Genomic DNA, 26,453 nt, shown 5'->3' on the forward strand with positions numbered 1-26,453 from the left:
GATGTCCAGACCGCTTCGAATCGGCATTGTCGCCGGAGAACCATCCGGCGACGTGCTTGCAGCAGGTTTGATTGCTGCACTCAAACGCCGCTATCCTGATGCTATCATTGAAGGGATAGGCGGAGACCATATGCAGGCCGCCGGCTGTCATTCACTGTTCGACATGGAAACCCTGTCGGTTATGGGCCTGGTGGAAGTGTTGTCCCATCTTCCTTCCATTCTCAAAGTCAAAAAGCAACTGGTTGCCCATTTTATCGCCAACCCACCGGATGTGTTCGTGGGGGTAGACGCGCCTGATTTTAATTTGCGGGTTGAAAAAGAACTTAAGGCGCACGGTATTAAAACTGTTCACTATGTCAGCCCTACCGTATGGGCCTGGCGGGAAAAACGTATCCATAAAATTGCCGCAGCCACTAACCGGGTGCTCGGGCTGTTTCCGTTTGAACAACAGGTCTACGACAAGTATCAGGTGCCTTATCGATTTGTTGGCCACACGATGGCGGATTTGATCCCATTGCAACCAGATAAGCTGGCGGCCCGCCAAAACTTGGGTTTAAGCGAAGATAAGCCAGTGCTTGCCGTGTTGCCGGGTAGTCGCGGTGGTGAACTCAAAGTTCTATTGCCCGTATTTGTGGAAACCATTCATCAACTCAGAGCGCAGTTAACGGATTGTGAGTTTGTCATACCGGCAGCAAATCAGTACCGCTTTGACACTATTCAGGCCTACCTCAAAGAACATGCCGGTGAACTGTTGGAAAACCAGACGTTGCACCTTGTACTTGGCCAGGCCCGGGACGCCATGATCGCCAGTGACGTAATACTGCTGGCATCCGGCACAGCCACGCTTGAGGCCATGTTGTGCAAGCGCCCGATGGTAGCGGCCTACAAGCTGTCAGCACTGACGCACAAAATGATGCAACGGCTGTACAAGGCACCGTATTTCACCTTGCCCAATTTGTTGGCTGGTGAACGGTTGATTCCGGAACTGTTGCAGGATGATGTGGAGCCGGAAAATCTGGTTGCCCATTTACTGCCGCTATTTACCAGCAACAATGAGGCTTTATTGGCACGTTTCACGGAATTGCATCTAGCCTTGAAACAGGGGGCCGATGAACGTGCGGCCGATGCAGTAATTGAGGTGGTTTATGAGTAATCTGGAACTTGATTTTTCACTCTCGTCAGATGCTCAATTGGTTGCCGGCGTTGATGAAGTCGGTCGTGGCCCATTGGTTGGTGACGTGGTTACGGCTGCAGTTATTCTGGATCCTGCCTGCCCGATTGAAGGGTTGAACGACTCCAAGAAACTTAGCGAAAAGAAACGCCTTGTTTTGGCTGAAGCGATTAGACAAAACGCTTTAGCGTACTGTATTGGACGGGCGACACCAGAAGAAATTGACGAGTTGAATATTCTTCATGCCACCATGCTTGCCATGCGACGTGCGGTTGAAGGGTTGGCTATTCAGCCAGGATGGGTTCGGGTTGATGGCAATCGCCTGCCAAAATGGTCATACCCATCCGAAGCGGTGGTAAAAGGTGACAGCCTGTACCCGGAAATTTCGGCAGCTTCCATTCTGGCAAAGGTTGAACGCGATGCTGACATGCTCGCACTGGACAAACAGTACCCCCAGTATGGCTTTGCGGCGCACAAAGGCTACCCCACAAAAGCACATTTCAGTGCGATTGCCGAGCACGGTGTGTTACCGTGTTATCGTAAAAGTTTTAAACCCGTCAGGGCGATAATTACCCAATCCGATATAAATGAGTAGGTCTTCATGACATCGTCATTCATTCACCTGCGTGTCCACAGTGACTTTTCCATGATGGATGGCCTGAATAAGGTCAAACCAATACTGGACAAAGTGGCGTCACTGAACATGCCTGCGGTGGCCATAACCGACCAAATGAACATGTGTGGTCTGGTTAAGTTTTATTCAGAAGCGCACGGGCGCGGAATTAAACCCATTATCGGCACGGATTTCTGGGTTATCAATGAGGCTTTCGGGGATGAGCCATTTCGCCTGACATTGCTGGCAATGAATAATCAGGGTTATAAGAACATTACCATTCTTATTTCCAAAGCTTACTTGCGGGGCTACGTAAGCCACAGGCCGGTCATCGATCAGGAGTGGCTGGCAGAGCATGCCGAAGGCGTGATTATTCTGTCCGGAGCGCAGCAGGGTGATGTAGGCATCGCCCTGACCAAGAACAACACCAAATTGTTGGAGCAGTCTCTGGAATTTTACCAGCGCCATTTTGCTGATCGGTTTTACCTTGAACTGATTCGCACCGGCAGGGCTGGAGAAGAGGATTATTTGCATCGCGCGGTGGAACTGGCACAGCAGCGCGATCTTCCGGTAGTCGCAACCAATGAAGTGTGTTTTATCAGCCAGGAAGGTTTTGACGCACATGAAATCCGTGTGTGCATTCACGATGGCTACACTCTTGACGATTCACGTCGCCCCAAACGTTACAGCGATCAACAGTATTTGCGCACTGCCGAAGAGATGGCTGAGTTGTTCAGTGATCTACCAGAAGCCATAGAAAATACCGTTGAAATTGCCAAACGATGCAACGTAACAGTGCGGTTGGGTGAATATTTTCTGCCCCAATTTCCAACTGGTGGCATGACCACCGAAGATTTTCTGGTCAAAAAGTCTCAGGAAGGTCTGGAAGAACGTCTGGAATTTCTGTTTCCTGACCCACAGGTAAGATCCGAAAAGCGCCCCGAATACGACGAGCGTCTTAATATTGAGCTCGAAGTTATCAACCAGATGGGCTTTCCCGGCTACTTCCTCATCGTAATGGAATTTATTCAGTGGAGTAAGGACAACGGCATCCCGGTAGGGCCCGGGCGGGGGTCCGGTGCAGGCTCTCTGGTAGCTTACGCGCTGAAAATTACCGATCTGGACCCGCTGGAATTTGACCTGCTGTTCGAACGGTTCCTGAACCCCGAACGGGTTTCCATGCCCGACTTTGACGTTGACTTCTGTATGGACCGGCGTGATGAAGTGATCGATCACGTCGCCGAACTTTATGGTCGTGAGGCGGTTTCGCAAATCATTACCTTTGGGACCATGGCGGCAAAGGCCGTGGTGCGCGATGTGGGCAGGGTGCTTGGGCATCCTTATGGCTTTGTTGATCGCATCTCCAAGCTGATCCCGCCGGATCCGGGGATGACTCTGGCCAAAGCCTTTGAGGCAGAACCCCGCTTACCCGAACTGTATAACGAAGACGAAGAGGTCAAAGACCTGATTGATATGGCGCGCATTCTTGAAGGGGTAACCCGGAATGCGGGCAAGCACGCCGGAGGGGTGGTTATTGCCCCCACCACCATCACTGATTTTGCCCCCTTGTATTGTGATGATGAAGGCAACAACCCGGTTACCCAGTTTGACAAAAACGATGTGGAAACTGCCGGGCTGGTAAAATTTGACTTTCTGGGCCTGCGTACCCTGACCATCATTCAATGGGCGATTGATATGATTGCCGAAGGAAAGGGCAAGCACATCGATATCAGCGCCATTCCACTGGAAGATCCGAAGAGCTTCCGGACACTGCAAAATGCCGAAACTACGGCAGTGTTCCAGTTGGAATCCCGTGGCATGAAAGAACTGATAAAACGCCTCAAACCAGACTGTTTCGAAGACATTATCGCTCTGGTTGCCCTGTTTCGTCCGGGGCCACTGCAATCCGGCATGGTGGACAATTTCATTGACCGCAAGCACGGGCGGGAAGAGATTTCCTACCCGGATGCCGAATACCAGCATGAGTGCTTGAAAGAGATCCTTGAGCCTACCTACGGCATCATTCTGTACCAGGAACAGGTGATGCAGATTGCGCAGGAAATGGCCGGTTACTCACTGGGCGGCGCTGATTTGTTACGCCGGGCGATGGGTAAGAAAAAGCCGGAAGAAATGGCCAAGCAGCGTGCGGTATTCGCGGAAGGTTCCGAAGGCAACAACATTGACCCCGATCTGGCGATGAAGATCTTTGATTTGGTGGAAAAATTCGCCGGTTATGGCTTCAACAAATCTCACTCTGCCGCCTACGCACTGGTTTCCTATCAGACGTTGTGGCTGAAAGTGCATTATCCTGCGGAATTTATGGCTGCAGTAATGTCGGCAGATATGGACAACACCGACAAGATCGTCACGCTGGTGGACGAATGCGAACGCATGGGGCTGCAAATTCTCCCTCCGGATTTGAATGCCGGCCGTTACAAGTTTACCGTTGATGAGCAAGGCCGGATTGTATACGGCATTGGTGCCATTAAAGGCGTCGGTGAGGGGCCTATTGAAGCCATCATTGAAGCCAGAGAAAATCAGGGTAAGTTTACTGATTTGTTTGATTTTTGTGCTAAGGTGGACATCAAACGGGTCAACAAGCGGGTACTGGAAAAGCTGGTCCTGGCCGGTGCAATGGATAATCTTGGTCCGCACCGTGCGGCGATTATGGCGTCTTTGCCAGACGCTATTGCAGCAGCAGACCAGCATGCCAAAGCTGAATCTTTTGGTCAGTCTGACATGTTCGGGCTGCTGACCACCGAGCCTGAACAGGTTCGGCAGGCCTTTGCTGAAGTACCCAAATGGCCGGAAAAAGTCTGGCTGGAAGGCGAGAAGGACACTTTGGGTCTTTATTTGACTGGCCACCCGATAAATCAGTACGCGGAAGAAATTCGTCATTATACCGACGGGCGTCTGGTAGACCTGAAACCGACCGGTAAGGAGCATATGGCCAGTGCCGTAGGCCTGGTGCTCGGCGTAAGGGTTATGACCAACAAGAAAGGCCGTCGCTGGGCGATTGTTACATTGGATGACAAGAGTGCACGAATGGACGTACGCTTCTTCCCGGATATGTATGAACAGTATGAAAGTATCCTTGTATCTGATCGTATCTTATTGATAAAGGGACAGGTCAGCTTTGATGATTTCTCCGGGGGCAATACAATCACCGCCCGAGATGCGATGGATATAGTGCAGGCCAGAGAGCGAAATGCCAGAGCGCTGGCTTTGCGATTGCAAACTCAGGGATGGGAAGAAACGACCCTTGCGTCGCTACAGGCAATTATGCAGCCTTTCAAAGGTGGCAGTTGCCCGGTTGAATTACATGTTGTGCACCCGGACGCAGAGGCAGTTCTCACCTGCGGTGCGCAATGGTACGTTACCCCGGAAGATCAGTTGCTGCATGATTTAAAGCAGTGTTTGGGTGATAAATCGGTCAAACTTTGCTATCACTAGCGGTTGTGGCGAAGGCCGGGCACAGGGTCAGTTGGTAGTAACCATAGGACAGAGAATGAGTATACAGTTTTTAGATTTTGAACAGCCGATAGCAGGATTAGAAGCAAAAATTGAAGAGCTTCGGTTGGTAAATCAGGGGGGGGAGTTCGATGTCGGTCTTGAAGAAGAAATCACCCGTCTGCGCGGTAAGAGCGCAGAGCTGACGCGAAAGATTTTTTCAGACCTGGGCGCCTGGCAGATTTCCCAGATTGCCCGTCATCCCATGCGTCCTTACACCCTGGACTACGTCGACCGGATTTTTGACGATTTTGATGAACTGGCTGGCGATCGGGCGTACGCTGACGATAAAGCCATCGTGGGCGGTTTGGCTATGCTGGATGAGCAACCCATAATGCTCATTGGCCATCAAAAAGGCCGTGACACCCATGAAAAAATTCGTCGTAATTTTGGTATGCCAAAACCGGAAGGCTATCGCAAGGCATTGCGGCTGATGAAGATGGCCGAACGTTTTAATCTGCCGATTGTTACCCTAATCGACACCCCCGGAGCGTACCCTGGGGTGGGCGCTGAAGAGCGCGGTCAAAGTGAAGCCATTGCGCGCAACCTTTTCGAAATGGCTGAACTGAAGGTGCCGATCGTGTGTACGGTTATCGGTGAGGGTGGTTCAGGTGGGGCACTGGCCATTGGTGTGGGTGATCGCGTGAATATGTTGCAGTACTCTACTTACTCGGTAATATCACCGGAAGGCTGTGCATCGATTTTGTGGAAAAGCGCTGAAAAGGCACCATTAGCCGCTGAAGCCATGGGTGTTAGCGCCGCACAAATCAAAGAATTGGGCCTGATAAACACCATTGTCGAAGAGCCGTTGGGCGGTGCGCACCGTGATCACGATGCCATGGCAGCGAATCTGAAAGCGACGATCAAACAACAGCTGAGCCAGCTGAAAAGCATTGATGTGGCAACGCTGATGGACGAACGTTACAAACGTCTGATGTCTTTCGGTTATTGTTAATTCTTTTCGGCCGGTCCGCGGAAGCGGGCTGGCCGTGAGTAAAGCGCTAAATTGTCAACTTCCCTCCAGCCTTTTGAGGCAGCAGTCACTCATGCATTGTCATTGCTTGGCCAGGACGTATCCGGTTACGGTGCGCTCGTGGTGGGCTACAGCGGCGGTGTGGATTCCACGCTTCTATTGCACACGCTCGTCCAACTCCGCTCAAAATCAACATTGCCGCCTATCCTGGCGGTACATGTAAATCACGGGTTGAACAGCCAGGCTGATAGCTGGCAGGCGCATTGTGCCCAGCAGGCAGCAGCCCTTGATGTGCGATTTGAAACGGCTATGGTGAATGTTGTTGCAAAGGCGAGAACCAGCATTGAAGCTGAAGCGAGACGCCTTCGTTACGACGTACTGCTATCTCATTGCCAGCTTAACAGTGGGGTGCTGATACTGGGGCAACATCAGGATGATCAGCTTGAAACGGTGCTTTTGCAGCTTAAGCGCGGCGCAGGCCCTAAAGGCCTTTCCGGTATGGGAATGCTTCAGCATCGGGCCGAGGTACCAGTGTTGAGGCCATGGCTGGACATTGCCAAAGCGGATATTGTTAAGACATCAGAGCAACTTCAACTAAGCTGGGTAGAAGACGATTCCAACCAGAACCCCCGTTTTGACCGTAATTTTTTACGCCAGATTATTTTACCACAGTTGCATCAGCGCTGGCCTTCCATTGCTTCTACAGCCAGCCGAAGTGCCAGATTGTGCGCCGAGCAAGTGGCCATGCTGGAAGAGGTTGGGATGTGTCGATTGCAATCTGCCATTGGGGCAGCAGGTACCCTCAAGATTGTGCCTCTACTTAGGTATTCACCATCCTGGCAACGTTACCTTATTCGCCTGTGGATAGAGCAACGGAGCGCTCCTGCGCCAAGTGAATCCCTGACGGAGCAAATGCAGCAGATTCTTACTGCCCGTGAGGACAGCGAACCCTGTATTGAATGGGCAGGGTGGCAGTTACGCCGTTATCAGCAGAATTTACACCTGTTACCGGCCGACCCGGCAGTTGTCCCTGAGGTTGTGCTGATGCGGCCGGGACAGCCAGTCCACCTGTCATGGCTTGGTGTTACACTTACCATTGACCCGTCAGAGCAAGTTGCTTCGGAACCGTATCCCGCTATTGAATTGATGATGGGAATGCCTTCACTGCGCATTAAACCCCAGCAGGCAAAGCACAGTAAGTTGTTCAAATACTGGTTGAAAGAATGGGGTATTCCGCCGTGGGAGCGTCAAAAAATACCGCTGTTGTATATCGACAATGTGGCCACTGCGGTTATTTTGTCGGATAAAATTGTGAAATTACAGGGGGCGTCAGAAAACTGGCGTCTGAATCTGGAATAAAAAGCGGCAAGATTTTGCCCTTTGTAGGCAATGCAGATCAGACCACTTGGAAGGTGTTTTTGCCGGCCTGCTTTGCTTGATACAACCCGTTGTCAGCACGCTCAAACAAATCGCCCAATGTGTCCCCCTGGCGGAATATTGTCGCACCGATGCTGCAGGATATACCTCGCTGTAAAAGAAACTGCGCATTCTGTAACTGCAGGTTCAGGCGCAAGGAAACGCAATTCAGCTGTGTATCGTCCTGGCAATCCAGCAGACAGCAAAACTCGTCACCGCCAAAGCGGAAAGCGTCGTCCTCGCCGCGCAGGGCGTGATTTATCTGGTTTGCGACTTCTACCAAAACACGATCCCCTTCCTGATGTCCAAAGGTATCGTTGACGGCTTTGAAGTTGTCGAGGTCAATCATCAATAATGCGAACGTATTTCCTGAACGTTCCGCACGGCTGATCAGGCGGCTTCCGGCTTCGTTAAAGCCGTTGCGATTACCCAGTCCTGTAAGGGGGTCTTTGGTCGCCAGTTTTTTGAGCCTTGCGAATTCCAGCGCATGGTTTAATTGCTGACTGAAAATACGGTGAAGCTCCCCCAACAGGGCTTTTGCCTGCTGGCATGGCTTGCGGCAAAACGAATAGTGAACATTGAGTGCCCGGCTGACATGGCTGATATGGCATACAGGCAAACTCATTTTCACCGCAACGGCCCCGGTCTGGTTGGGCTTGCCAAATAATCTTGGTACTCCGCATTCTTCCAGGCTAAGGCTGAGTACAGGAAGGTATTGGCTCAGTTGGTGGAAGTACACCGCGCCCAACAGGTTAAGGTCAATGGCGGACAGCATTTGATTCATAAAGGTAGCCATTTGCTGATCCGACAGTCGAAATCTACTCCCGGCCGAAGAAAAGAAGTTGTCCTGCGGTGTGCTATTGTAAATAGGAGTAGTGAAATCCAAAATTCAGGCCTCTTGCCAAATCAGGTTGCTACGACGACGAGCGACAAATATCCGCTCTAACCAAACCTCTTGGTTTAGTTTAGCAATTAGCAGGCCAAAAACATCGCAATGTGACCGGAGGATGAGTGCACGATAGCGGGTTTGTTCCAATAGTTCTCCTTATGATTCTTGCAGTTATTAATGTAGCGCTGTTTAAGCGTATCCATCTGCCACCAATCCTGGCGTACCTGTTTGCCGGTATTATCGCCGGGCCGGGAGTACTGGGCCTGTTCGATCATCCTGAGCAAATGCAACTGCTTGCGGAAATTGGAATTGTGTTCCTGCTTTTTTCACTTGGGTTGGAATTTTCACTGCCCAAATTAATGGCTATGCGAAACCTGGTGTTTGGTGTTGGCCTGGGGCAAATGCTGATTACAACGTCAGTGTGCAGTGTTGTGGCAATGTGGCTGGGGCTGTCGGTATCCGCTGCGGTAGTGATTGGCGGAATGTTAGCACTGAGTTCAACCGCAATTGTTATCAAACAGGTCGCTGAACTCGGGATCCTGAATAATCGCCGTACCCAACTCGCCATCAGCATTTTGCTGTTTCAGGACCTTGCAGTAGTCCCGTTTCTTATTGTGATCCCACTGTTGTCGGAATCCGCGCATGTGAGCCTCGCAGCCGTACTGACAGAGGCGCTGGTAAAAGGGGCCTTTGTGATTGCTTTGCTGATGTCGGTTGGCAAGTGGGTTTTGCCCTGGATATTTCGGGAAGTGGCCCGTACCCGGACTGATGAATTGTTTGTGCTGACCACCATCCTCATTGCGCTAATGGCAGGCGGGCTTACGTACACCTTTGGCTTGTCTATGGCTCTGGGGGCGTTCCTTGCCGGTATGATGTTGGGGGAAAGCCAGTACAGGTACCAGCTTGAAGCTGACATAAGGCCATTCCGTGACATTCTGATGGGGCTGTTCTTCATCACCGTCGGTATGGAGCTTGATCTCTCGGTAATGATCAGTAACGGCCTGTGGATCCTGATTGGGGTTGTTGGCCTGATGTGCCTGAAAGTCTTTCTGGTGCGGATTTCGGCATGGCTATTCAAATGCGACGCTATTGACGCCTGGTCTGCCGGCTTGAAAGTCTGCCAGATTGGTGAATTTTCTTTTGTTATAGCAGCTTTAGCGACCAGCGAAGGGGTGCTTACGGCAGAACAGTCTTCCATGGTTGTATGCATGGGGGTGGTAAGTATGGCCCTGACTCCCTGGCTTATTGAGCACAGTTTGTCGTTGGCGAAAAAACTGGCCGGTCAAAATCGCCATCCCTTGCCGGATAACGATGAGTTGCCTGAAGGTACCCAAATGTCAGATCACGTGGTGATAGCAGGCTTTGGTCGTGTTGGTCAGTCTGTGGCCAGAATGCTGAAGTTGGAGTGTATCCCGTTTATCTGTATAGATGTTGATCCCATACGGGTTTATGAGAGCCGTAACGCAGGAGAATCAATTCTGTTTGGCGATGCCAGCCAGAAGGAAATTTTACATCGCGCGGGAGTGGAACGGGCCCGATTGGTTTTGGTCACGTTCGACTTGCCGACAAAAGCGGCACAAGTGATCAGTACCAGCCGCCAACTGGCGACAGGCGTGGAAGTGATGGTGCGTATCAAGCGGGACTATCAGCTTGACAATCTCTATGCTGCAGGGGCCAGTCAGGTGGTGCCGGAGATGCAGGAAGGCAGCCTGATGCTAATTTCCCAGGTGCTGCACTGCGCTGGGGTGCCAATGTCGAGGATCCTGAAACGTGTGAGGGCTGAACGCAAAGGTCGCTATGATCATCTGCATGGATTTTATCCGGGAGAAACAACGGAAATCAGTTTTGAAGCCGAAGATAAGCTGGAGTTTATCCATGCTGTGATATTAACGCCTCACGCCACCTGCCTGGGTAAACAATTGCATGAACTGGACCTCAACAAAATGCGTGTAAAAATCAAAGGGCTGCGTCGGGATGGATACGAAGTGTCTGAGCCTGAAGGTGATGAAGTGCTGAAAACCGGTGACGTTCTGGTGATAGCCGGCAAGCCCAGAAGGGTAGAACGTGCCGAGCGTTATCTGCTGGAGGGCGGATAGCCCTCCGATCACTGCCGCCTCAGGCTACCCGGTCTTTCTCAAGTTCGGCAAACTGCTTTTTGAGTTCATAATTGTCGTCAGTAACGATTTTTTCCAAAACCTCAATACGTGAACGAAGCTGTTGTATCTGTTGCTCCAGTACCTGGCGATCCTGGTCCTTGGTTTTGTGCCGGTTTTTATCCCGGAATGACCCAATGATGGAAACCAGCGCCCACGCGATAATGGCAACAATTGAAATGGCGGTTAAGTTCATGGCGGCTCTCTTTACGTTGTGCGGCTATTATTACAGTGTAATGCCAATTGCGAATTCTTGCTTGGCAAAGCAAAATACCGCGCAATGGCTTTGTTCGACTACTGCAATATCGTAACCAAAATTTATTTTTCAGATATATCAAAAGGTTGTGATTCTTTAATTAAGTTTGTTCAACAAGGTTGTGTAGTTTTCACCAAATGAGTAGTGAATTTCGCCAATGAATGATTTTTCGAAGTATTCTGATGAGCACTGGATGATGCAGGCACTGGAGCTGGCGCAGCGGGCTGAGGCAATGAATGAAGTGCCAGTTGGCGCACTGGTAATTGCCGGTGGGGAAATTATCGGGCAAGGCTGGAACACGCCAATTACCGACCACGATCCTTCTGCCCATGCAGAGATGAATGCTCTGCGTGATGCAGCAAAAGTGAGGCGGAACTACCGGGTTGTTGATGCTACTCTTTATGTGACTCTGGAACCTTGCCCGATGTGTGCGGGCCTGCTCGTGCACGCCAGAATCAAGAGGGTGGTTTTTGGAGCCTATGATCTGAAAACCGGTGCGGCAGGCTCCGTAATGCAACTGCTGCAGCACCCGGAGCTGAATCATCAGGTTGAAGTTCAGGGCGGCGTGCTGGCTGACCGCTGTGGTGAAGTTATATCAGGCTTTTTCCAGCGTCGCAGAAAAGAGATTAAACAGGCCAGGCAGACAAAAAATAACGAAAGTTAAGACGCCTGCGCCAGGGGTGCAGCGACATCGCTGTTAAACAGGACTCTGCGGCGGTGCAACACTTTTTGATGCATGCGCTTTAGCATCAGCCGGCGGTGGTTGTTATTTTTCAGGGAATGACTTTTTTTGAATGCGCGATTTCGTTTCATCATGCCTCCATTCTGTTTGTAATTATTTATGGATGACGGGCACAGTTATCATGGACAAGCGGTAGGGGCCTGCTTTCCACTGCACTATCCTAACAATGTAAGATGACGGCAATATGACAAAATTCAAGGGGGGAGACTGCCAGCGAACGGTACTCTATTCACTCCATTGAATATCTGACCTGAGCGGTTTGACGTTCATCCAGCCATACCAGGGTGTCGTAATAACGGCGGATGTTCTCTACATACTGAAGCGCCTCGTCCCCCCTAGCATAGCCGAATTTTGTAATCCTGTAATATTTCTTTTGCCTGAGCAACGGCAGGCGTTGCTTCACATCCACCCAGAGATCCGGGTTTCCCCCCTGCTTTTGGGTAAGAACCCGGGCATCTTCCAAATGACCAAGGCCAATGTTGTAGGCCGCGAGTGCCAGCCAGATTCTATCAGGAGAGGCTATGCGGGCCGGAATCCTTTCCAGCAGGCTGGCAAAATATTCTGTACCACCTCTGATACTTTGTTCTGCATCAGTTCGTGAACTGACGTTCATTTCCCGCGCGGTATCGCGGGTAAGCATCATTAGCCCTTTGACACCGGTGTAGGATGTTGCATCCGGTTTCCAATGACTTTCCTGATAGCTCATGGCCGCAAGCAATCGCCAGTCCATGGCGCCAGCGTATTGCTGGAATAATGGCTGATACTGAGGCAGCACAGATTCAGCCGCCTGGATGAATGCCCTTGTGTCGACATAGTTAAATTGTCTGACATGGCCGAAATATTTTTCTTCAAGTACTTTGAAAGTACCGTTTTGCTGGATCATGCCAAAATATTCGATAAGCGCTGCGCGCAAGGAATCATCCTGGTCGGCGTTGAGTACCCAGGCAATGGACTGCAACTGGCGCAGCGTGAATCCGATGCTCAGTTGAGGGTAACGTCTTCGTTGCAAATCAAGAATATTGGTGTCTGCAACGGTATAAGTTAATTCACCTTCGGCAACCATCTGCAATAATTCTTCCGCATCCCGGTCATCGGTAACCCGCCATTTGAGATCAGGTAAGGCAACGTTTTCATTTCGAAGCGTTCGGGCATGGCTACTGCCTTCAACCACAAGTATTGGGGCAGAAAGGGATTCCAGGTTGGCCGGACGGGTCGCCCCCTGCCGGTACACCAGCTTCTGGCTCACCTGCTGGTAAGCGGGGCCAAACTTGAATCGGTTTGCCAGTTGGGGAGAAATTGCATCGCCAGCAGCAACGATGTCCAGATTGCCACTGGCAACCTGCTCAAGCAGGCTGTTATAGGAATAATAGGGGTAAACCTGCAGTTCAATTCCCAGATAGTCTGCAAAACCCTGGGCCAGTTCATATTCAAACCCCATTGGCCCGTCAACGCCGTTGTAATAGGTTGTCAGGCCGTAAAGTGTGCCTACCCGGAGGACCTGGCGGTCAATAAGTTCCGATAGTGCATTGGGCACTTCCGGTTGCGTGCAACTGGCCAGTAGCACAGTGGCGAGCAGATACCCAGGCAATCGTTTCAGTTTTCTAATAAACCCCATACATCCCATTATGTGCCATCAGCTCACTATGAGTACAAAAAATAATAGAAAAATTATTTTTATGTCGGAAATGCAGGTTATAAATTGAGGTGAATTCCTCTATAATCCGCGCCGAATCTCGTCAAATCAAGTAACAGGTTGAACAAACGGTCTTCCTGTTCCAGAACAATCAGGTAAAGCGATATGTTGGTCCTTCGAGGCGCTCCCGCACTGTCAGATTTTAGACAAACTAAACTTATTCATCAGTTGGGTCAATCCGGAGTAAAGGTGAAAGCCATTTACGCCGAATACGTTCACCTGGTTGAGGCAAATTCTGAACTGGATGAAAGCGCCCGCCAGACACTGGATAAGCTTCTGACTTACGGACCAAAGAAGCACAGCCAGCAACCGGAAGGGCGTTTGTTTTTTGTCACGCCAAGGGCCGGCACTATTTCCCCCTGGTCCTCGAAAGCGACTGACATTGCACACAACTGCGGATTGCAGACAATAGAGCGCATCGAGCGCGGATGTGCGTACTACGTTGAACTTGATACCCCCTGGAATGAACAAACCGAGGCCGAAGTTAAAGCCGCGTTGCACGATCGGATGACGGAGCAGGTGTTTGATGAACTGGATCAGGCGCATGTGTTATTCGAACACGCACAAGGCAGGACGTTCAGCTCAGTGGACATTCTGGGGAGTGGAAAGCAGGCCCTGATTGACGCCAATCAGACTATGGGGCTGGCATTGGCGGACGACGAAATCGACTACCTGTTTGACAGCTTCTCCCGTCTGGGGCGCAACCCCAACGATGTTGAGCTGTATATGTTCGCGCAGGCGAACTCTGAGCACTGCCGACACAAAATATTCAACGCCAGCTGGACCATCGACGGTGCTGACAAGAACAAGTCCCTGTTCAAAATGATAAAAAATACGTTTGAACTGTGCCCGGACAACGTTTATTCCGCCTACAAAGACAATGCGGCGGTAATGGAAGGATGGCAGGCCGGGCGTTTCTTCCCGGATCCCCAGTCTCATCAGTACCAGTATCATCATGAGAACATTGATATTCTCATGAAAGTGGAAACCCACAATCACCCAACTGCCATTTCTCCTTTTCCGGGGGCGGCCACCGGTTCCGGCGGTGAAATTCGCGATGAAGGTGCCACGGGAAGAGGTTCCAAACCCAAGGCCGGGCTGGTGGGTTTCAGCGTTTCAAACCTTCGTATTCCTGGCGCCGAGCAGCCATGGGAACAGCAGTACGGCAAGCCACAGCGAATTGTCAGTGCGCTTGATATCATGATTGATGGCCCACTGGGTGGTGCCGCATTTAACAATGAATTTGGCCGGCCTGCGTTGCTGGGTTACTTCCGCACGTATGAACAGCAGGTGAGCAGTTTCAATGGTGTGGAGGTACGCGGCTATCACAAACCAATTATGCTGGCCGGTGGTCTGGGTAACATTCGTCGCTCCCATATTGAGAAAGGTGAAATTACCGTTGGCGCAAAACTGATAGTGTTGGGCGGCCCGGCCATGAACATTGGCCTGGGGGGCGGAGCAGCGTCGTCCATGGCATCAGGGCAATCCAATGAGGATTTGGATTTTGCGTCGGTACAGCGTGACAACCCGGAAATGGAACGTCGCTGTCAGGAAGTCATTGACGCCTGCTGGCAGCTTGGCGACAACAACCCCATTCAATTTATTCACGATGTGGGCGCTGGTGGTTTGTCCAATGCATTGCCTGAGTTGGTAAATGATGGTGGTCGGGGCGGTAAGTTTGAACTTCGCAAAGTGCTGTCAGACGAACCGGGAATGACGCCACTCGAACTCTGGTGTAACGAGTCTCAGGAACGTTACGTTTTGTCCGTCGCGCCTGAAAATCTCGCGACTTTTGAGGCCATCTGCCGGCGTGAACGGGCACCGTTTGCCGTAGTGGGTGAGGCAACGGAGGAGCAGCATCTGTTGCTCAACGACGAGCAATTCGACAACCAGCCTATCGATATGCCGTTGGATGTTTTATTGGGCAAGCCGCCCAAAATGCATCGAAGTGTGGAATCAGGGCAGGTGTCTCCTGCCGCATTTGATACCCGTTCAATTGATGTACAGCAGGCCGCAGAGCGACTGCTGCGCCTGCCAACCATTGCCGAAAAAACTTTCCTGATCACCATTGGTGACCGCTCGGTAACCGGGTTGGTAAGCCGTGATCAGATGGTGGGGCCGTGGCAAATTCCTGTTGCAGACGTTGCGGTCACCGCAACCGCCTTTGATACCTATCATGGTGAAGCCATGTCGATGGGGGAACGCACACCGGTTGCGCTATTGTCCCATGCCGCTTCTGCACGTTTGGCGGTAGGGGAAGCGTTAACTAACATCAGTGCTGCGCACATTGGTGATATCAAGCGCATCAAACTGTCCGCCAACTGGATGGCCGCTGCTGGCCACCCAGGTGAGGATGCAGGTTTGTATGAAGCTGTGCACGCGGTTGGTGAAGAGCTTTGTCCGGCATTGGGGCTGACGATTCCGGTTGGCAAAGACTCAATGTCGATGAAAACAGCGTGGCAGGACGAGAATGGTGAAGACAAGGCGGTAACTGCACCGTTGTCACTGGTGATTTCTGCCTTTGGTGCGGTAACCGACATTCGCAAAACGGTCACTCCCCAATTACGCACCGATAAGGGCGACAGCCAGCTTTGGCTGATCGACCTAGGGGCAGGCAAGAACCGCCTTGGTGGCAGCTGTCTGGCTCAGGTTTATGGCCAGTTGGGTGATCAACCTGCGGATGTGGATGACCCTGCTAAACTTCTGGGCTTTTTCAATGCGATCCAGGCCATGTTGCAGCAGGATCTGTTGCTGGCTTACCACGACCGTTCTGATGGTGGTTTGTTTGCCACGGTTGCTGAAATGGCCTTTGCCGGCAAGACTGGCGTTACCGCAAAGCTGGACGGATTGGGTGATGACCACACTGCAGCCCTGTTCAGTGAAGAGCTGGGAGCGGTGGTTCAGATCAAAGCGTCTGATGTTGAAGCGTTTAAGGCTCTGTTGGCCGAGCATGGCCTGACGGCACTTAGCCATCAGATAGGTGCGCTGAACGACCGCGATCTTGTTGAGTTTGTTGCAAACGGCCAGACAGTGTTGGCAGAAGCTCGTACTGTGCTGAGAACCATTTGGGCAGAAACAACCCACAACATGCAGCGGTTGCGTGATAACCCGGTGTGTGCAGACGAGGAACATGCAGCCAAGCAGGACGCTTCCGACCCAGGGTTGCATGCCGCTTTGACTTATGACGTCAGTGAAGATGTGGCAGCGCCTTACATTGCCAGAGGTGTGCAGCCAGAAGTGGCGATTTTGCGTGAGCAGGGCGTTAACTCGCATCTTGAAATGGCCGCCGCTTTCACGCGAGCCGGTTTTAATGCGGTTGATGTGCACATGAGTGACATTCTTGCCGGACGAGTTGAACTTGAGCGGTTTGCCGGCCTAGCTGCCTGTGGCGGTTTCTCCTATGGGGACGTCTTGGGGGCCGGCGAAGGCTGGGCAAAATCCATTTTGTTTAACAGCCGGGCAAGGGATCAGTTCGAGGCGTTTTTCAACCGTAAAGACACATTCAGTCTTGGTGTGTGTAATGGTTGCCAGATGCTGTCGAACCTGAAATCGTTAATACCCGGTACCGAGCACTGGCCTCATTTTGTCACCAACCTTTCTGAGCGCTTCGAAGCGAGGGTTGCGATGGTTGAGGTAACGGATTCGGCTTCGGTATTGCTAAAGGGCATGCAGGGGTCACGTATGCCAATTGCTGTGTCTCACGGTGAAGGTCAGGCTGAATTTGCCAGCGAAGCGGCATTGTCTCATATTCAGCAGGCAAACCAGGTTGCTCTAAGATACGTTGACAACTTCGGTAATGTAGCTTCCCGCTATCCGGCAAACCCCAATGGCTCTCCGCTGGGGATCACCGGGCTGACCAGTGACGATGGCCGTTGTACCATTATGATGCCACACCCTGAGCGCGTTTTCAGAACCGTGGCCAATTCCTGGCGGCCGGATGACTGGCAGGAAGACGGTGCTTGGATGCGAATATTCAGAAATGCGCGGGTTTTTGTGGGTTAATAGTTTGCGTAATGAAGATAAGGTGCTAAAAATTTGAACAGGCACCTTGTCTTCGTTTTCTCAGTGATCTAAAGTGTCCTAGCTAGGATTGCGTTTGGTTACAAGGACTTGTGTTCTGACGGGTTTGAAAAAACTACGAAGTGTAGTTTTTTTACAATAAGAGACGACTATGAATCGTTCATCGAAAGGGTTTGGCTTGACCGGCGTTGCGATTGCTGTTGTCTTGATGTTTGTGACAGCAGTATTCAGTTCGTCTGCTAACTCTGCAGATTTAAGTGCCAAGCAGGTTGTGTTCGCTAATTAACAGCAAAACCTGTTGGCTTGGGGAAAAACAAGGCGTATATTTCAGCCTCTTTTTCTAATTCGGCATCTTCTGTCGTGGTTTTCTGCACCCTAAATTAGGGCTTAACGCCTTCTGTTCAGTTCCCGATTTATCTGTTTTTGCTGCGGATGCTTTTTCAGCAATACGTAAGTTGCTCCCAGTCCGCCGTGCTGCGGTTGCGCGGTATGAAAAGCAATGACTTCCTCCAGTTCCAGCAACCAATGAGCCAGATAGCTTTTCTTCAGTGCCGGGAAGGGTTTACTTTGTTCGCCCCTTCCGTGCTGGATCAGTATGGCCCGCATTCCTCGCTCGTGACCGCTAATTATGCTCTGGTAGACGGCCTCTCTGGATTGTTCCAGCGTCATGCCTTTGAGTGATAGCCGTAGTTCCAGAGTGTACTTGCCCTGGCGCAAATTTTTGAACACCCCATCCTGGATCCCAGGCTGTTGATGGCTCAGATAATCATCTGGCCTGAGTGGCTTTACACCTTCCATACTCAGAGGGTTTAAATGTTTACTGTGAGTAGCCTGAGCCGAAGCGCGTTTCAGCTTTTGGGCCAGACTGTCTGACGGGGAGTGGTGGTAAACCTTATCGTCACCGGATAATGGTTGAACGTCTCCCATTTCCTGCATAAACGATTGTAAACCATTCTTATCCGGTTCATTCATAACGCAATTCTTTTTTTTCGCCCGCTACACTGAGCCCATGGGGAGTATATCGGTGTAATGGCTGGATTGAATTTATTGCAACTTAAGCAGAATATAGGGGCAGTTGGGCGACAATCAACCACAAAAGATGAGGCTGGCAATTCAGAGGTGTATTGCTGGCTTGGGTGCGCTATATTGGCCGCTCAAAAACAACAATGTCACTTTGAAAGCAAATAAACTAGTCATGCAAACACCTGTGTATTTAATCAATTTGGACAGCAGTGTCGACCGCTACGAAAAGAGTAAAGCGCGCCTGACTCAAGCAGGCGTCACCTTCAATCGTTTCTCCGCCGTTCACGGTGCTTCGCTGGCTCCGCAGGAATTGAATGGGCATTACAGCGAAAACCTTAACCGTCAGCAGTATCATAAGGCTTTGACCAAGGGGGAAATCGGGTGCTACATGAGCCACCGGAAAGTGTGGCAGTTAATTGCCTCAGGGTCCTCGCCGTACGGTGTTGTACTGGAGGATGATATTGAAATAGTGGGGAACTTACCTGGCGCTCTGAAAACCATAGATGCACTTAAGTTTGACTGGGATATCATCAAGCTTTCAGGCTATAAGAATGCCCAGCGAAAAGTGGTGTTCGCACATTCATTGAGTGATGCCTTTAAGCTGGTGATTCATGCCAAGCCAATGACCGGATGCGCAGCCTATGCCCTGAAAAAACAGGCGGCTCAACAATTGATAGCCGCAACAGAAAAATTTGGCAGGCCCGTGGACACCGACATTCAGCATTTTTGGGAAAAAGGCATCTCTGTTTTTTCCTTGATGCCTTACCCGGTTAGGCAGGATCTCAGTTATGACAGCGACATTAAGTCCATGCAGGGCAGGCAGAAGAGTCACAAACTGCGCCGAATCAAACAGCAACTGGTGACGTTTTTCAAAAATAAATCTGCAATTGAACAGCAAATTCGAAAGTTTAAAAGTGCGATAAAATAAGCCGGGGGTATTCTGGCTACGTTCAGAAATACTTCCATGGGGAAGTTGGCAAGTAATTGGCGTCCCCACCGCGACTTGAACGCAGATCTAAAGCTTAGGAGGCGCAAGTTAAAATGTATATATATATTTTAACTGTCTGATTATATTAATAATAAAATGTTTTTCGTGTTGGTCTATAGTGCACCTATAGTTTAAATGGCAGTTACCGCTATGAACCGACTCGGCGTATTCCATACGCTCGCTATAAATAGCGGTCGGCACAGCAAGCTGCGAACATCGGCGCTAACTAACCAAGAGGATCTGAACTGTATGATTTCTCAATTTATACATCTAGAGGAATATGGCTATGTGCATCTTTCAAATAAGAGACCGAGTATATTTAATATACTGAAAGAAGCAGGTAGGGAGCCTAATTATTGCAAGCACGTTAAAAATGCAAGAAGACCAGTGATACTGGAGGGTATGTCTCCAGAATGCATAGATGAAGAACTGAGAGAATTAGTAAGAAATATTAAACATAATGGTAGAAAAATAAGAAAAGATAGTAAAGTGGTAATTGGAGGCGTAGCATCATTTCCTGTTAGAACAAATTCTATAAATTCTAAGGGTGAATTAATCGACTGGTGTTCAGATACATTGATTTTTTTAAAGAAAGAGTTTGGTAAATCATTTAAATCAGCTGTTTTACATATGGATGAGGAATATCCTCATATTCATTTTTATTGTTACTGCGAAGATACACTGAGATTGGACGGTTTTCACCCAGCTTACCTTGAGAAGAAAAAAGAGAAAGTTAAAAGGAAAAAAAAGCAAGCTTTTAAAAAAGGTCTATGTTTATTTCTAGATCGCTACCACTCAGATGTAAGTTCAAGTTTCGGACATAAAAGATACAATAAAAAAAGAAGAAGACTTGATAGAGATAGTTATTTAGGATTAAAAGAAGTTGAAAATGAAATTGATAATAAAAGGGAAGAGCTTGAGCGTTTAAATATTAAATTTAATAAATTGAAAAACTCCTATCTGTATTTAAGGAGTTTTATTAAAAATATAAAAGTTAAAGCTAAATACGCGTATCGTAAAAATAGACTAAGTGTTTGAAGTTTAGTTTAATTGAATATCTAATACCCTAAACCTATTTGCCTTAATATCTGTAGTAATTTTCAACTGCGCATTTACCGGAAAGTCGAAAGACTTTGCTTTATCAAATATTTTCTCACTAATGCTAAGTTCAGAGCCTTCAAGCCCAAAACATTCCCCCGCCTCACCGAAACAGCTAGCATCAGTAGCTACATGTAATTTACAGACATCATAATATTTTCCTGTCTTTTTAGACTTTCCTTTGGAGCGAGAAGCGCCAAGCACGAGAATTTTTTGATTCATATGTGTTACTCCTATACCATATACTGTATAAGTATACAGCTTTATTTTTATAAAGCAATAAAAACATAGGCTTATAGTATAAATGAGTAATTTCCAAGAGCAGGATGATGACATATATTCACTGGTAGTAGATGCCATTTTTGAATCACTTGTAAGTGTTTCGGTAGACCATTTTGGCGAACGAAAGACTTTAAACATTTTTAACCATACGGTTTCAGTGCACCATGAAGCAATAGAAATGTTTGAAAATGACTTCTCTGTTGGAGGGATTAGACGCGCGGCAGAGAAAATTCACTCTGTTATTCATCAGAGAATCTTGAGCGCTGGTAATGAGGACGACCTAGAAAAGTTAAAACTAGAAATAGCAGAAAGCTATCCATTCCTAAGAATGCACTTATCTAAGAGTACATGGCTCGCCCGAATAGAAAATTTTACCATTGTGAGAAGAGGATTGAGTAAGCTAGCAGGAAAGGTATTACTGCATAGGCAAACAAGCAGCGGCACTGAATCGTACGTATCAAATCAAATAGTGGGCAATCAAATCCATACAGACTCCGCTAACGACGCTTGGAAAAATAGACATAATCTTCAGAGCACAAGCTATAGGATACCACTAGTTAGAGAGCAGTTAGAGATAAGGGCAAAGGAAATCTATGCGCTTTCAAAAGCTATGGAGTGCATTGCAGAAGAAAATGGCATGGAGTGGATATTCCTGACAGGCACCTGCCCGCCAGAAATGCACCCCAATCCTACTATCGGTAGAAATAATTATGACGAAACTGAATTGCATAACGCATGTAAATGGCTTGGAGATCAGTGGAAAAAGTTTCGAGCTGGTTTGTCTAAAAACAATATTTCTATGTCGGAGTCCACATGTTTTGGGTTAAGAACATTGGAGCCTCACCGAGATGGCTGTCCGCATATCCATGCTCTTGTCTTTATCAAAAAAGAGTATATTCCTATCGTAACGGCAGAGTTCATAAAGAGATTTGATAACTCACAGGAGTTTTTCTGTGATGGAAAAGCGATAAAAGATAAAAAAGCTAAATTTTCGACTCTAGTGAAAAAAATTGATGAAGTTGAGCAAATAAAGTGTAGAAAAGGAGCTTGGGTCGTAAAAAATGGAAGAATGTCTGGTACGGACGGTGCTGCATCACCATCATCGTACATTAACAAGTACATTACAAAGCATCTATCTTCAAAGCAGGGGGACACTGCGGTTAGGGTGAGATCATGGTTACGAGTACTGGGAGTGCGGAGCTATAGCAAATTTGGCATGAGCGCAAATCTTACTTTATGGAAAGATCTAAGGCGAATTAAGAATAACCCTCTACCGAGTAACGAGAAGAAACTTATGGATGAAATCTTCTGTCATCCACTAATGTCAGTATCTCTCATAGAAATGAACAAAAAACAGTCATGCTTCAAATACATCTATGAAGAAAAAATAAGTCAGTTCGGTGAAAAGTACATGAAGAAAGTGGGTGTTCGAATACTTAAAACTAATGTCCTATTCACAGCCATACAGTAACACCTCGCGCATCGCTGGAAAACAGTAAGCGCAACTCCCCTGTACAGGAGGTTACACTTACTGTAGGTTATCCAAGAAAGTGATAGAGACCTAATATGTAAGGGATTATTTTGAGAGAGCAAACAATATCTTTCTCGACTCTAGATAAGAGCATATATCGTGGGGATTTTCATAAACACGAATATCTAAAAGAAAAGCTTTACAGAGAAGAGTGTGTGCTTCAGTCACTTGAAGCTGCGAGCGATCGAGAACATAGATTTACCATAGAAGAAATAAAAAAAAATGGAGATGACTCTGATAAAGTAGGATACTTTTTACCACTATTTTATGAAAAGTTACTCGTCAGAAAGTGCGCAAAAAATATCTCAAAAGCATTTCCCATTCGTTCCATTGATCGAGAACGAGCAATTCGAGAATTAGCTTCTTGCCTTCGATGGGGTCCTCATCAGTCTGTCTATAGAGTAGATATTAAAAGTTTTTATGAGAGTATAAATCACTTAGATCTAATTAATTTCATTAAGGAAAGTGGAAGGTTATCTGGTTTAACCAAAGATATTCTGATAAGAATCTTAAATCAATATTGGAATGCAGGAGGAACTGGCTTACCTAGGGGCTTAGAAATAGCAAATCCACTTGCCAATGCATATCTCTACGAAGTAGACGAAATAATATCTAAACAAGAACACTGTCTCTTCTACTGTCGGTTTGTTGATGACATCATCATAGTTTCAAGTGGCCTCCCTGAGGACAATGTTTATAAGCAGTTTAAGAAGAGTATGCCCGGTCGTCTGAAACTTAATACCTCGAAAACTTTAGTTTTAGATAAGAAGCACACAAAGATAGAGTTTCCGTTCCTCGGATATAGTATTGAAGTCGATGGGGCATCGAATCAGGATACAAAAAAATTCCGAAGTGTAAGTCTACATATATCCGACTCACGACTTAAAAAAATAAAATCTAGAATTTATAAGTCGTTTGAAAAGTACCTTGTTGAAAAGGACTTTGAGCTACTGACTGATAGGTTAACATTTTTATCTTCGAATAGAACTAATAAAAGGGGTAAAGGCAAGTATAAGTCAGGTATATTTTATAGCAATAGACAAGTGGATAGTTCCAAGAGTATAAAAAGTATTGATAAATATATTTATGCTTTAATTAAGAATGATGGGGTAGGTCCTATACAGGGAAGACTTGTTCTTTCTAATAATGAAAAGCAGAAGATACTTAGTATTAATTTTGAAAATAGGTTTAATACAAAATTTCACTATAAATATAATTATCACCGTAGTAAGGAGATTGTAAAGGTATGGGAGTAAAAGAGGAAAGGGTAGATAAAAAGGATTATTTGAGAATACTAAAGTCAGAGACTATTCCTTCCGACTCTCCTGTAATATTTTCAAACAATGGCTTCTACAATGTTGCTAAGTTATATTCAGAGGATTCCCTTAATTCAGAGTATGTAAAAGAAGCATTTGAATATGCTATTAGGCCTAACAAAGATCACGACTATATATCAGCCGCTTCGCCGTTTAAATACTCAATATTAAAAAACGAAACGAAAATACGTGGTCTATCCTTACTTCACCCTAGATCACAGAGGTTGTATTGTGATTTTTTTAAGGAGCACAGTGCATCAGTACTCTACTATTGTTCAAGAAGTAAGTTTTCTTTGCGCAAGCCATCTAGAGTTGCTTCGTACTACAAGCCAAAGATAGACGATAATAGTAACTCACTCGGCGTATCCAGCTTTTTCTCAATTGAAGGTATAGATAGGGTTCACAAGTTTTATGAATCAAAAGAATTCGCCATTCTTGAGTCGAAGTTTAATGTCTTCACCACTGCTGATGTAGCAAATTGTTTTAATTCAATTTACACCCACACTATACCGTGGGCTACACACGGAAAGTCATATAACAAAAAGTATATTACTCATAAAAGTTTGTTTGCTAATTTATTCGATCAAAGGATGCAACGTAGTAACAACAATGAGACTAACGGTGTACCGATAGGTAATGAAATTAGTAGGATTTTTTCAGAGATACTTTTTCAAAAGATTGATCTCAACATAGAGGATAAACTTCTCGCCATTGATCTAGTTTGGGGAAAACACTATCAAATATATCGTTATGTTGATGATTATTTCATCTTTAGCATAAATAGAGAGATGATGGCCAAGTGTCTTGGAGCAGTAACAGAATGCCTTCACGATTTTAATTTTGCTTTAAATCAGTCAAAAACTCAAACTTTGGAAAGACCTTTCTCTTCTAAAATCGCTTGTACAGCTGTCGAGACTAAAGAATATTTAGGCGATTTTGACAAGGCAATGTTTGACTTAGTTAAAGAAGACGGTGGTGACTCTTATTTGTTAATCAAAAAGGTTTATAAGCCATTAGGTATGGTAAACAGGTTTATTGCTAAGATCAGATCTATTTGCCTTACTAATGAGGGGACTTATAAGAACATATCAAGTCTAATTATTGGTTCAATAAAGAGGAAGGTCGCTTTATTAGAACAAGGTATTGAAAAGTCGAAAGAAAAACCTAATCCGATAAATAATATAATTGTTTTAATTGAGATAGCGTTCTTTTTTTATAACGCCAATCCTCAAAGTTCTACAAGTAGAACTCTTTGCGGAATTATTCTTAAGTGTAGCGATGTTGTAGAAAAATATGCACCCGACGATGTAACATTTTTTAGAAGTGTCGTTATCGAAAAAATAAACCTTATCTTTGGTGGTATCACTAACGCTGAAATAGAGAATAATAGTAAAGATTTTCTGCCATTCGAAAAGCTTAATATTTTACTTTCTACTCACAATTTTAATTTTAGTGAGAAGTTTGATGAAGAACATATATTTAAGCTAATTGAAGGTAAAAGTCTTAACTATTTCGATTTGATATCACTTCTGTTTTACACAAAGGGTGATGTCGAGTACTCAAAACTCATACAATTTCTTGAAAGCGAAGCTTTAAAGATATCCAAAAGAAATGTAGATATTAAAAATTGCTCTGAGAAATGTCATCTAGTTTTAGACCTCTTATCATGCCCTTTTGTAAGCAAAGGAACAAAATTAAAACTTTTAAGGAATTTTCCTTTTTACAATGCTATGTCGAAAGATCCAATTAAGAAGCTAAAAGCGTTAGTCGAATTTCAGTCCGTTACATGGTTTGTGGATTGGTCTAACTTCGACCTAGGGGAAATTATTATGAACAAAGAGTTGATTCGTGGATACTAGTTGGTAGACTAGTTAAGTGGACAAAATGACTTCAACCTTCGGGTTTTCAGGTTGGGCGACACTCATCGGTTAATGCACACGTCGCGATTTTCCGGTCCAATGGGTGTTACCGTCTCAGGTAAGTTTTCTATAAAGGGGGCTACTTGCAACCAATTTTGCTTTTAACGAAGCAAATGGGGAGGTTTCCTCACACATCTGCCGTCTGAGTCCACTTCACTTTCTGTCTTCAGGTTACATAATGTCCCCTTGGCACAGTTGGATAGCGCGACTCCCTCCTAAGGAGTAGGTCAGAGGTTCGAATCCTCTAGGGGACGCCATCACAGAGCGCTAGCTCGATGAAGTCTTCCGAATCTTCAAATTGTGTACCCATTGGGTTATTTAAATTTGAGTTGATGTTTTCTAAGGTGAAGTTATTGTTGCTTCTAAGTGTTTGAAAAATATAGAAGGGAATATTACCGACTTCCCTTACTAATTCTCTTTCTTCTACAGTCATTGGAAGTCTTAGTATAAATTTCAATATAGCTATCTCTTTTTCAATCGATAACTTTTCCTCTCTTGATACGAGGGCTTTATTCCTCAATTCACATAGTGTATCCATTAGTCTATTCCTATTAATTTTTCTTTTACAGCCTCACTCTCTAATGAGGTATAGTATTTACTTGCAGTTGCCACCGTATCTCCCAGCATGTCGGCTACAAGCTTAATATCGCCATGTTTAGCATAGAGCTTAGACGCGAATGTGTGCCGTAAATCATACATCCTACCTGTTAATCCAAAGTGCTTTTTAACCGCCGGTAATCCCCCCTAAAAATAACAGCAGCCAAAAGTAGAATTTTCTCGTAACCTGAACGCAGGAGATTCTGCATGAAAAAATCACGATACACGGACAGTCAGATCCTGGCCATTCTTAAGCAGGCGGA

Annotated in this window: 20 protein-coding genes and 1 tRNA gene; 15 read left to right on the forward strand and 6 right to left on the reverse strand. The window is 47.0% G+C overall.

The annotated features are described in order from the left end of the window. The first annotated feature begins 1 nt into the window (after position 1). From lpxB to tilS, 5 genes are read left to right on the forward strand one after another with little or no spacing between them, the layout of a single operon-like run. Positions 2–1,153 carry a lipid-A-disaccharide synthase gene (lpxB, locus tag DXV75_RS14445; protein WP_115594137.1) on the forward strand — a complete coding sequence of 384 codons (1,152 nt, stop codon included), beginning with the start codon at positions 2–4 and terminating at the stop codon, positions 1,151–1,153. Next, positions 1,146–1,766: a ribonuclease HII gene (gene rnhB, locus DXV75_RS14450; protein WP_115594138.1), complete on the forward strand. Its 621-nt coding sequence runs from the start codon at positions 1,146–1,148 to the stop codon at positions 1,764–1,766. Before lpxB ends, rnhB begins: the two co-directional genes overlap by 8 nt. Before the next feature lie 6 nt (positions 1,767–1,772). Further along, on the forward strand, positions 1,773–5,237 hold the full coding sequence (gene dnaE, locus DXV75_RS14455; protein WP_115594139.1) for a DNA polymerase III subunit alpha: 3,465 nt from the start codon (positions 1,773–1,775) through the stop codon (positions 5,235–5,237). 55 nt (positions 5,238–5,292) lie between these two features. Continuing rightward, complete coding sequence (accA, locus tag DXV75_RS14460) at positions 5,293–6,249, forward strand: acetyl-CoA carboxylase carboxyl transferase subunit alpha (RefSeq protein ID WP_115594140.1); 957 nt, start codon at positions 5,293–5,295, stop codon at positions 6,247–6,249. Positions 6,250–6,300: 51 nt separating this feature from the next. Then, the gene (gene tilS, locus DXV75_RS14465; protein WP_115594141.1) at positions 6,301–7,626 is read left to right on the forward strand and encodes a tRNA lysidine(34) synthetase TilS; all 1,326 of its coding nucleotides are present in this window, start codon (positions 6,301–6,303) and stop codon (positions 7,624–7,626) included. 37 nt (positions 7,627–7,663) lie between these two features. On the opposite strand, the gene DXV75_RS14470 is transcribed toward tilS, so the two are convergent. Continuing rightward, the gene (locus tag DXV75_RS14470) at positions 7,664–8,479 is read right to left on the reverse strand and encodes a GGDEF domain-containing protein (RefSeq protein ID WP_115594142.1); all 816 of its coding nucleotides are present in this window, start codon (positions 8,477–8,479) and stop codon (positions 7,664–7,666) included. Between the two features lie 251 nt (positions 8,480–8,730). On the opposite strand from DXV75_RS14470, the gene DXV75_RS14475 reads away from it, so the two are divergent. After that, entirely contained in the window at positions 8,731–10,668 is a 1,938-nt protein-coding gene (locus tag DXV75_RS14475) for a monovalent cation:proton antiporter family protein (protein WP_115594143.1), read from the forward strand. Positions 10,669–10,687: 19 nt separating this feature from the next. On the opposite strand, the gene DXV75_RS14480 is transcribed toward DXV75_RS14475, so the two are convergent. Then, positions 10,688–10,921, reverse strand: coding sequence for a hypothetical protein (locus DXV75_RS14480; RefSeq protein WP_115594144.1), 234 nt, complete (start codon positions 10,919–10,921; stop codon positions 10,688–10,690). A 217-nt stretch (positions 10,922–11,138) separates the two neighbouring features. Between DXV75_RS14480 and tadA the strand changes: the two genes are divergently transcribed. Continuing rightward, positions 11,139–11,645: a tRNA adenosine(34) deaminase TadA gene (gene tadA, locus DXV75_RS14485; RefSeq protein ID WP_115594145.1), complete on the forward strand. Its 507-nt coding sequence runs from the start codon at positions 11,139–11,141 to the stop codon at positions 11,643–11,645. Between the two features lie 307 nt (positions 11,646–11,952). Here the strand turns inward: tadA and mltF are convergent, their stop codons facing one another. Continuing rightward, positions 11,953–13,338, reverse strand: a complete 1,386-nt coding sequence (gene mltF, locus DXV75_RS14490) for a membrane-bound lytic murein transglycosylase MltF (RefSeq protein WP_181898438.1) — start codon at positions 13,336–13,338, stop codon at positions 11,953–11,955. 183 nt (positions 13,339–13,521) lie between these two features. Here mltF and purL point away from each other — a divergent pair, with 183 nt between their 5' ends. Together purL and DXV75_RS17285 are read left to right on the forward strand one after the other, a co-directional pair. Continuing rightward, positions 13,522–17,418 (forward strand): phosphoribosylformylglycinamidine synthase, encoded by a 3,897-nt coding sequence (gene purL, locus DXV75_RS14495; RefSeq protein WP_115594147.1) that lies wholly within the window; start codon positions 13,522–13,524, stop codon positions 17,416–17,418. A 169-nt stretch (positions 17,419–17,587) separates the two neighbouring features. Continuing rightward, positions 17,588–17,722 carry a hypothetical protein gene (locus tag DXV75_RS17285; RefSeq protein ID WP_281268922.1) on the forward strand — a complete coding sequence of 45 codons (135 nt, stop codon included), beginning with the start codon at positions 17,588–17,590 and terminating at the stop codon, positions 17,720–17,722. Between the two features lie 101 nt (positions 17,723–17,823). Here the strand turns inward: DXV75_RS17285 and smrA are convergent, their stop codons facing one another. Next, a complete protein-coding gene (smrA, locus tag DXV75_RS14500) occupies positions 17,824–18,408 on the reverse strand; it encodes a DNA endonuclease SmrA (RefSeq protein ID WP_115594148.1) in 585 nt (194 codons plus the stop codon). A 235-nt stretch (positions 18,409–18,643) separates the two neighbouring features. Between smrA and DXV75_RS14505 the strand changes: the two genes are divergently transcribed. Together DXV75_RS14505 and DXV75_RS14510 are read left to right on the forward strand one after the other, a co-directional pair. Beyond that, positions 18,644–19,387 (forward strand): glycosyltransferase family 25 protein, encoded by a 744-nt coding sequence (locus DXV75_RS14505; protein WP_181898439.1) that lies wholly within the window; start codon positions 18,644–18,646, stop codon positions 19,385–19,387. Between the two features lie 309 nt (positions 19,388–19,696). Continuing rightward, positions 19,697–20,485, forward strand: a complete 789-nt coding sequence (locus DXV75_RS14510) for a plasmid recombination protein (RefSeq protein ID WP_181898440.1) — start codon at positions 19,697–19,699, stop codon at positions 20,483–20,485. 3 nt (positions 20,486–20,488) lie between these two features. On the opposite strand, the gene DXV75_RS14515 is transcribed toward DXV75_RS14510, so the two are convergent. Further along, positions 20,489–20,767 (reverse strand): hypothetical protein, encoded by a 279-nt coding sequence (locus DXV75_RS14515; RefSeq protein WP_115594151.1) that lies wholly within the window; start codon positions 20,765–20,767, stop codon positions 20,489–20,491. Between the two features lie 82 nt (positions 20,768–20,849). Between DXV75_RS14515 and DXV75_RS14520 the strand changes: the two genes are divergently transcribed. From DXV75_RS14520 to DXV75_RS14535, 4 genes are all read left to right on the forward strand, one after another. Continuing rightward, positions 20,850–22,298 carry a replication endonuclease gene (locus DXV75_RS14520; protein WP_115594152.1) on the forward strand — a complete coding sequence of 483 codons (1,449 nt, stop codon included), beginning with the start codon at positions 20,850–20,852 and terminating at the stop codon, positions 22,296–22,298. A 110-nt stretch (positions 22,299–22,408) separates the two neighbouring features. After that, positions 22,409–23,614, forward strand: coding sequence for an antiviral reverse transcriptase Drt3a (drt3a, locus tag DXV75_RS14525; protein WP_181898441.1), 1,206 nt, complete (start codon positions 22,409–22,411; stop codon positions 23,612–23,614). Beyond that, on the forward strand, positions 23,605–25,533 hold the full coding sequence (gene drt3b, locus DXV75_RS14530; protein ID WP_115594154.1) for an antiviral reverse transcriptase Drt3b: 1,929 nt from the start codon (positions 23,605–23,607) through the stop codon (positions 25,531–25,533). The genes drt3a and drt3b overlap by 10 nt, the downstream gene beginning before the upstream one ends. Positions 25,534–25,773: 240 nt before the next feature. Next, positions 25,774–25,850, forward strand: a tRNA-Arg gene (locus tag DXV75_RS14535). On the opposite strand, the gene DXV75_RS14540 is transcribed toward DXV75_RS14535, so the two are convergent. Then, positions 25,838–26,131: a hypothetical protein gene (locus DXV75_RS14540; RefSeq protein WP_115594155.1), complete on the reverse strand. Its 294-nt coding sequence runs from the start codon at positions 26,129–26,131 to the stop codon at positions 25,838–25,840. The genes DXV75_RS14535 and DXV75_RS14540 overlap by 13 nt on opposite strands. Positions 26,132–26,453 lie beyond the last annotated feature (322 nt).

It is taken from the genome of Alteromonas aestuariivivens, from assembly GCF_003367475.1.
GTDB lineage: Bacteria > Pseudomonadota > Gammaproteobacteria > Enterobacterales > Alteromonadaceae > Alteromonas > Alteromonas aestuariivivens.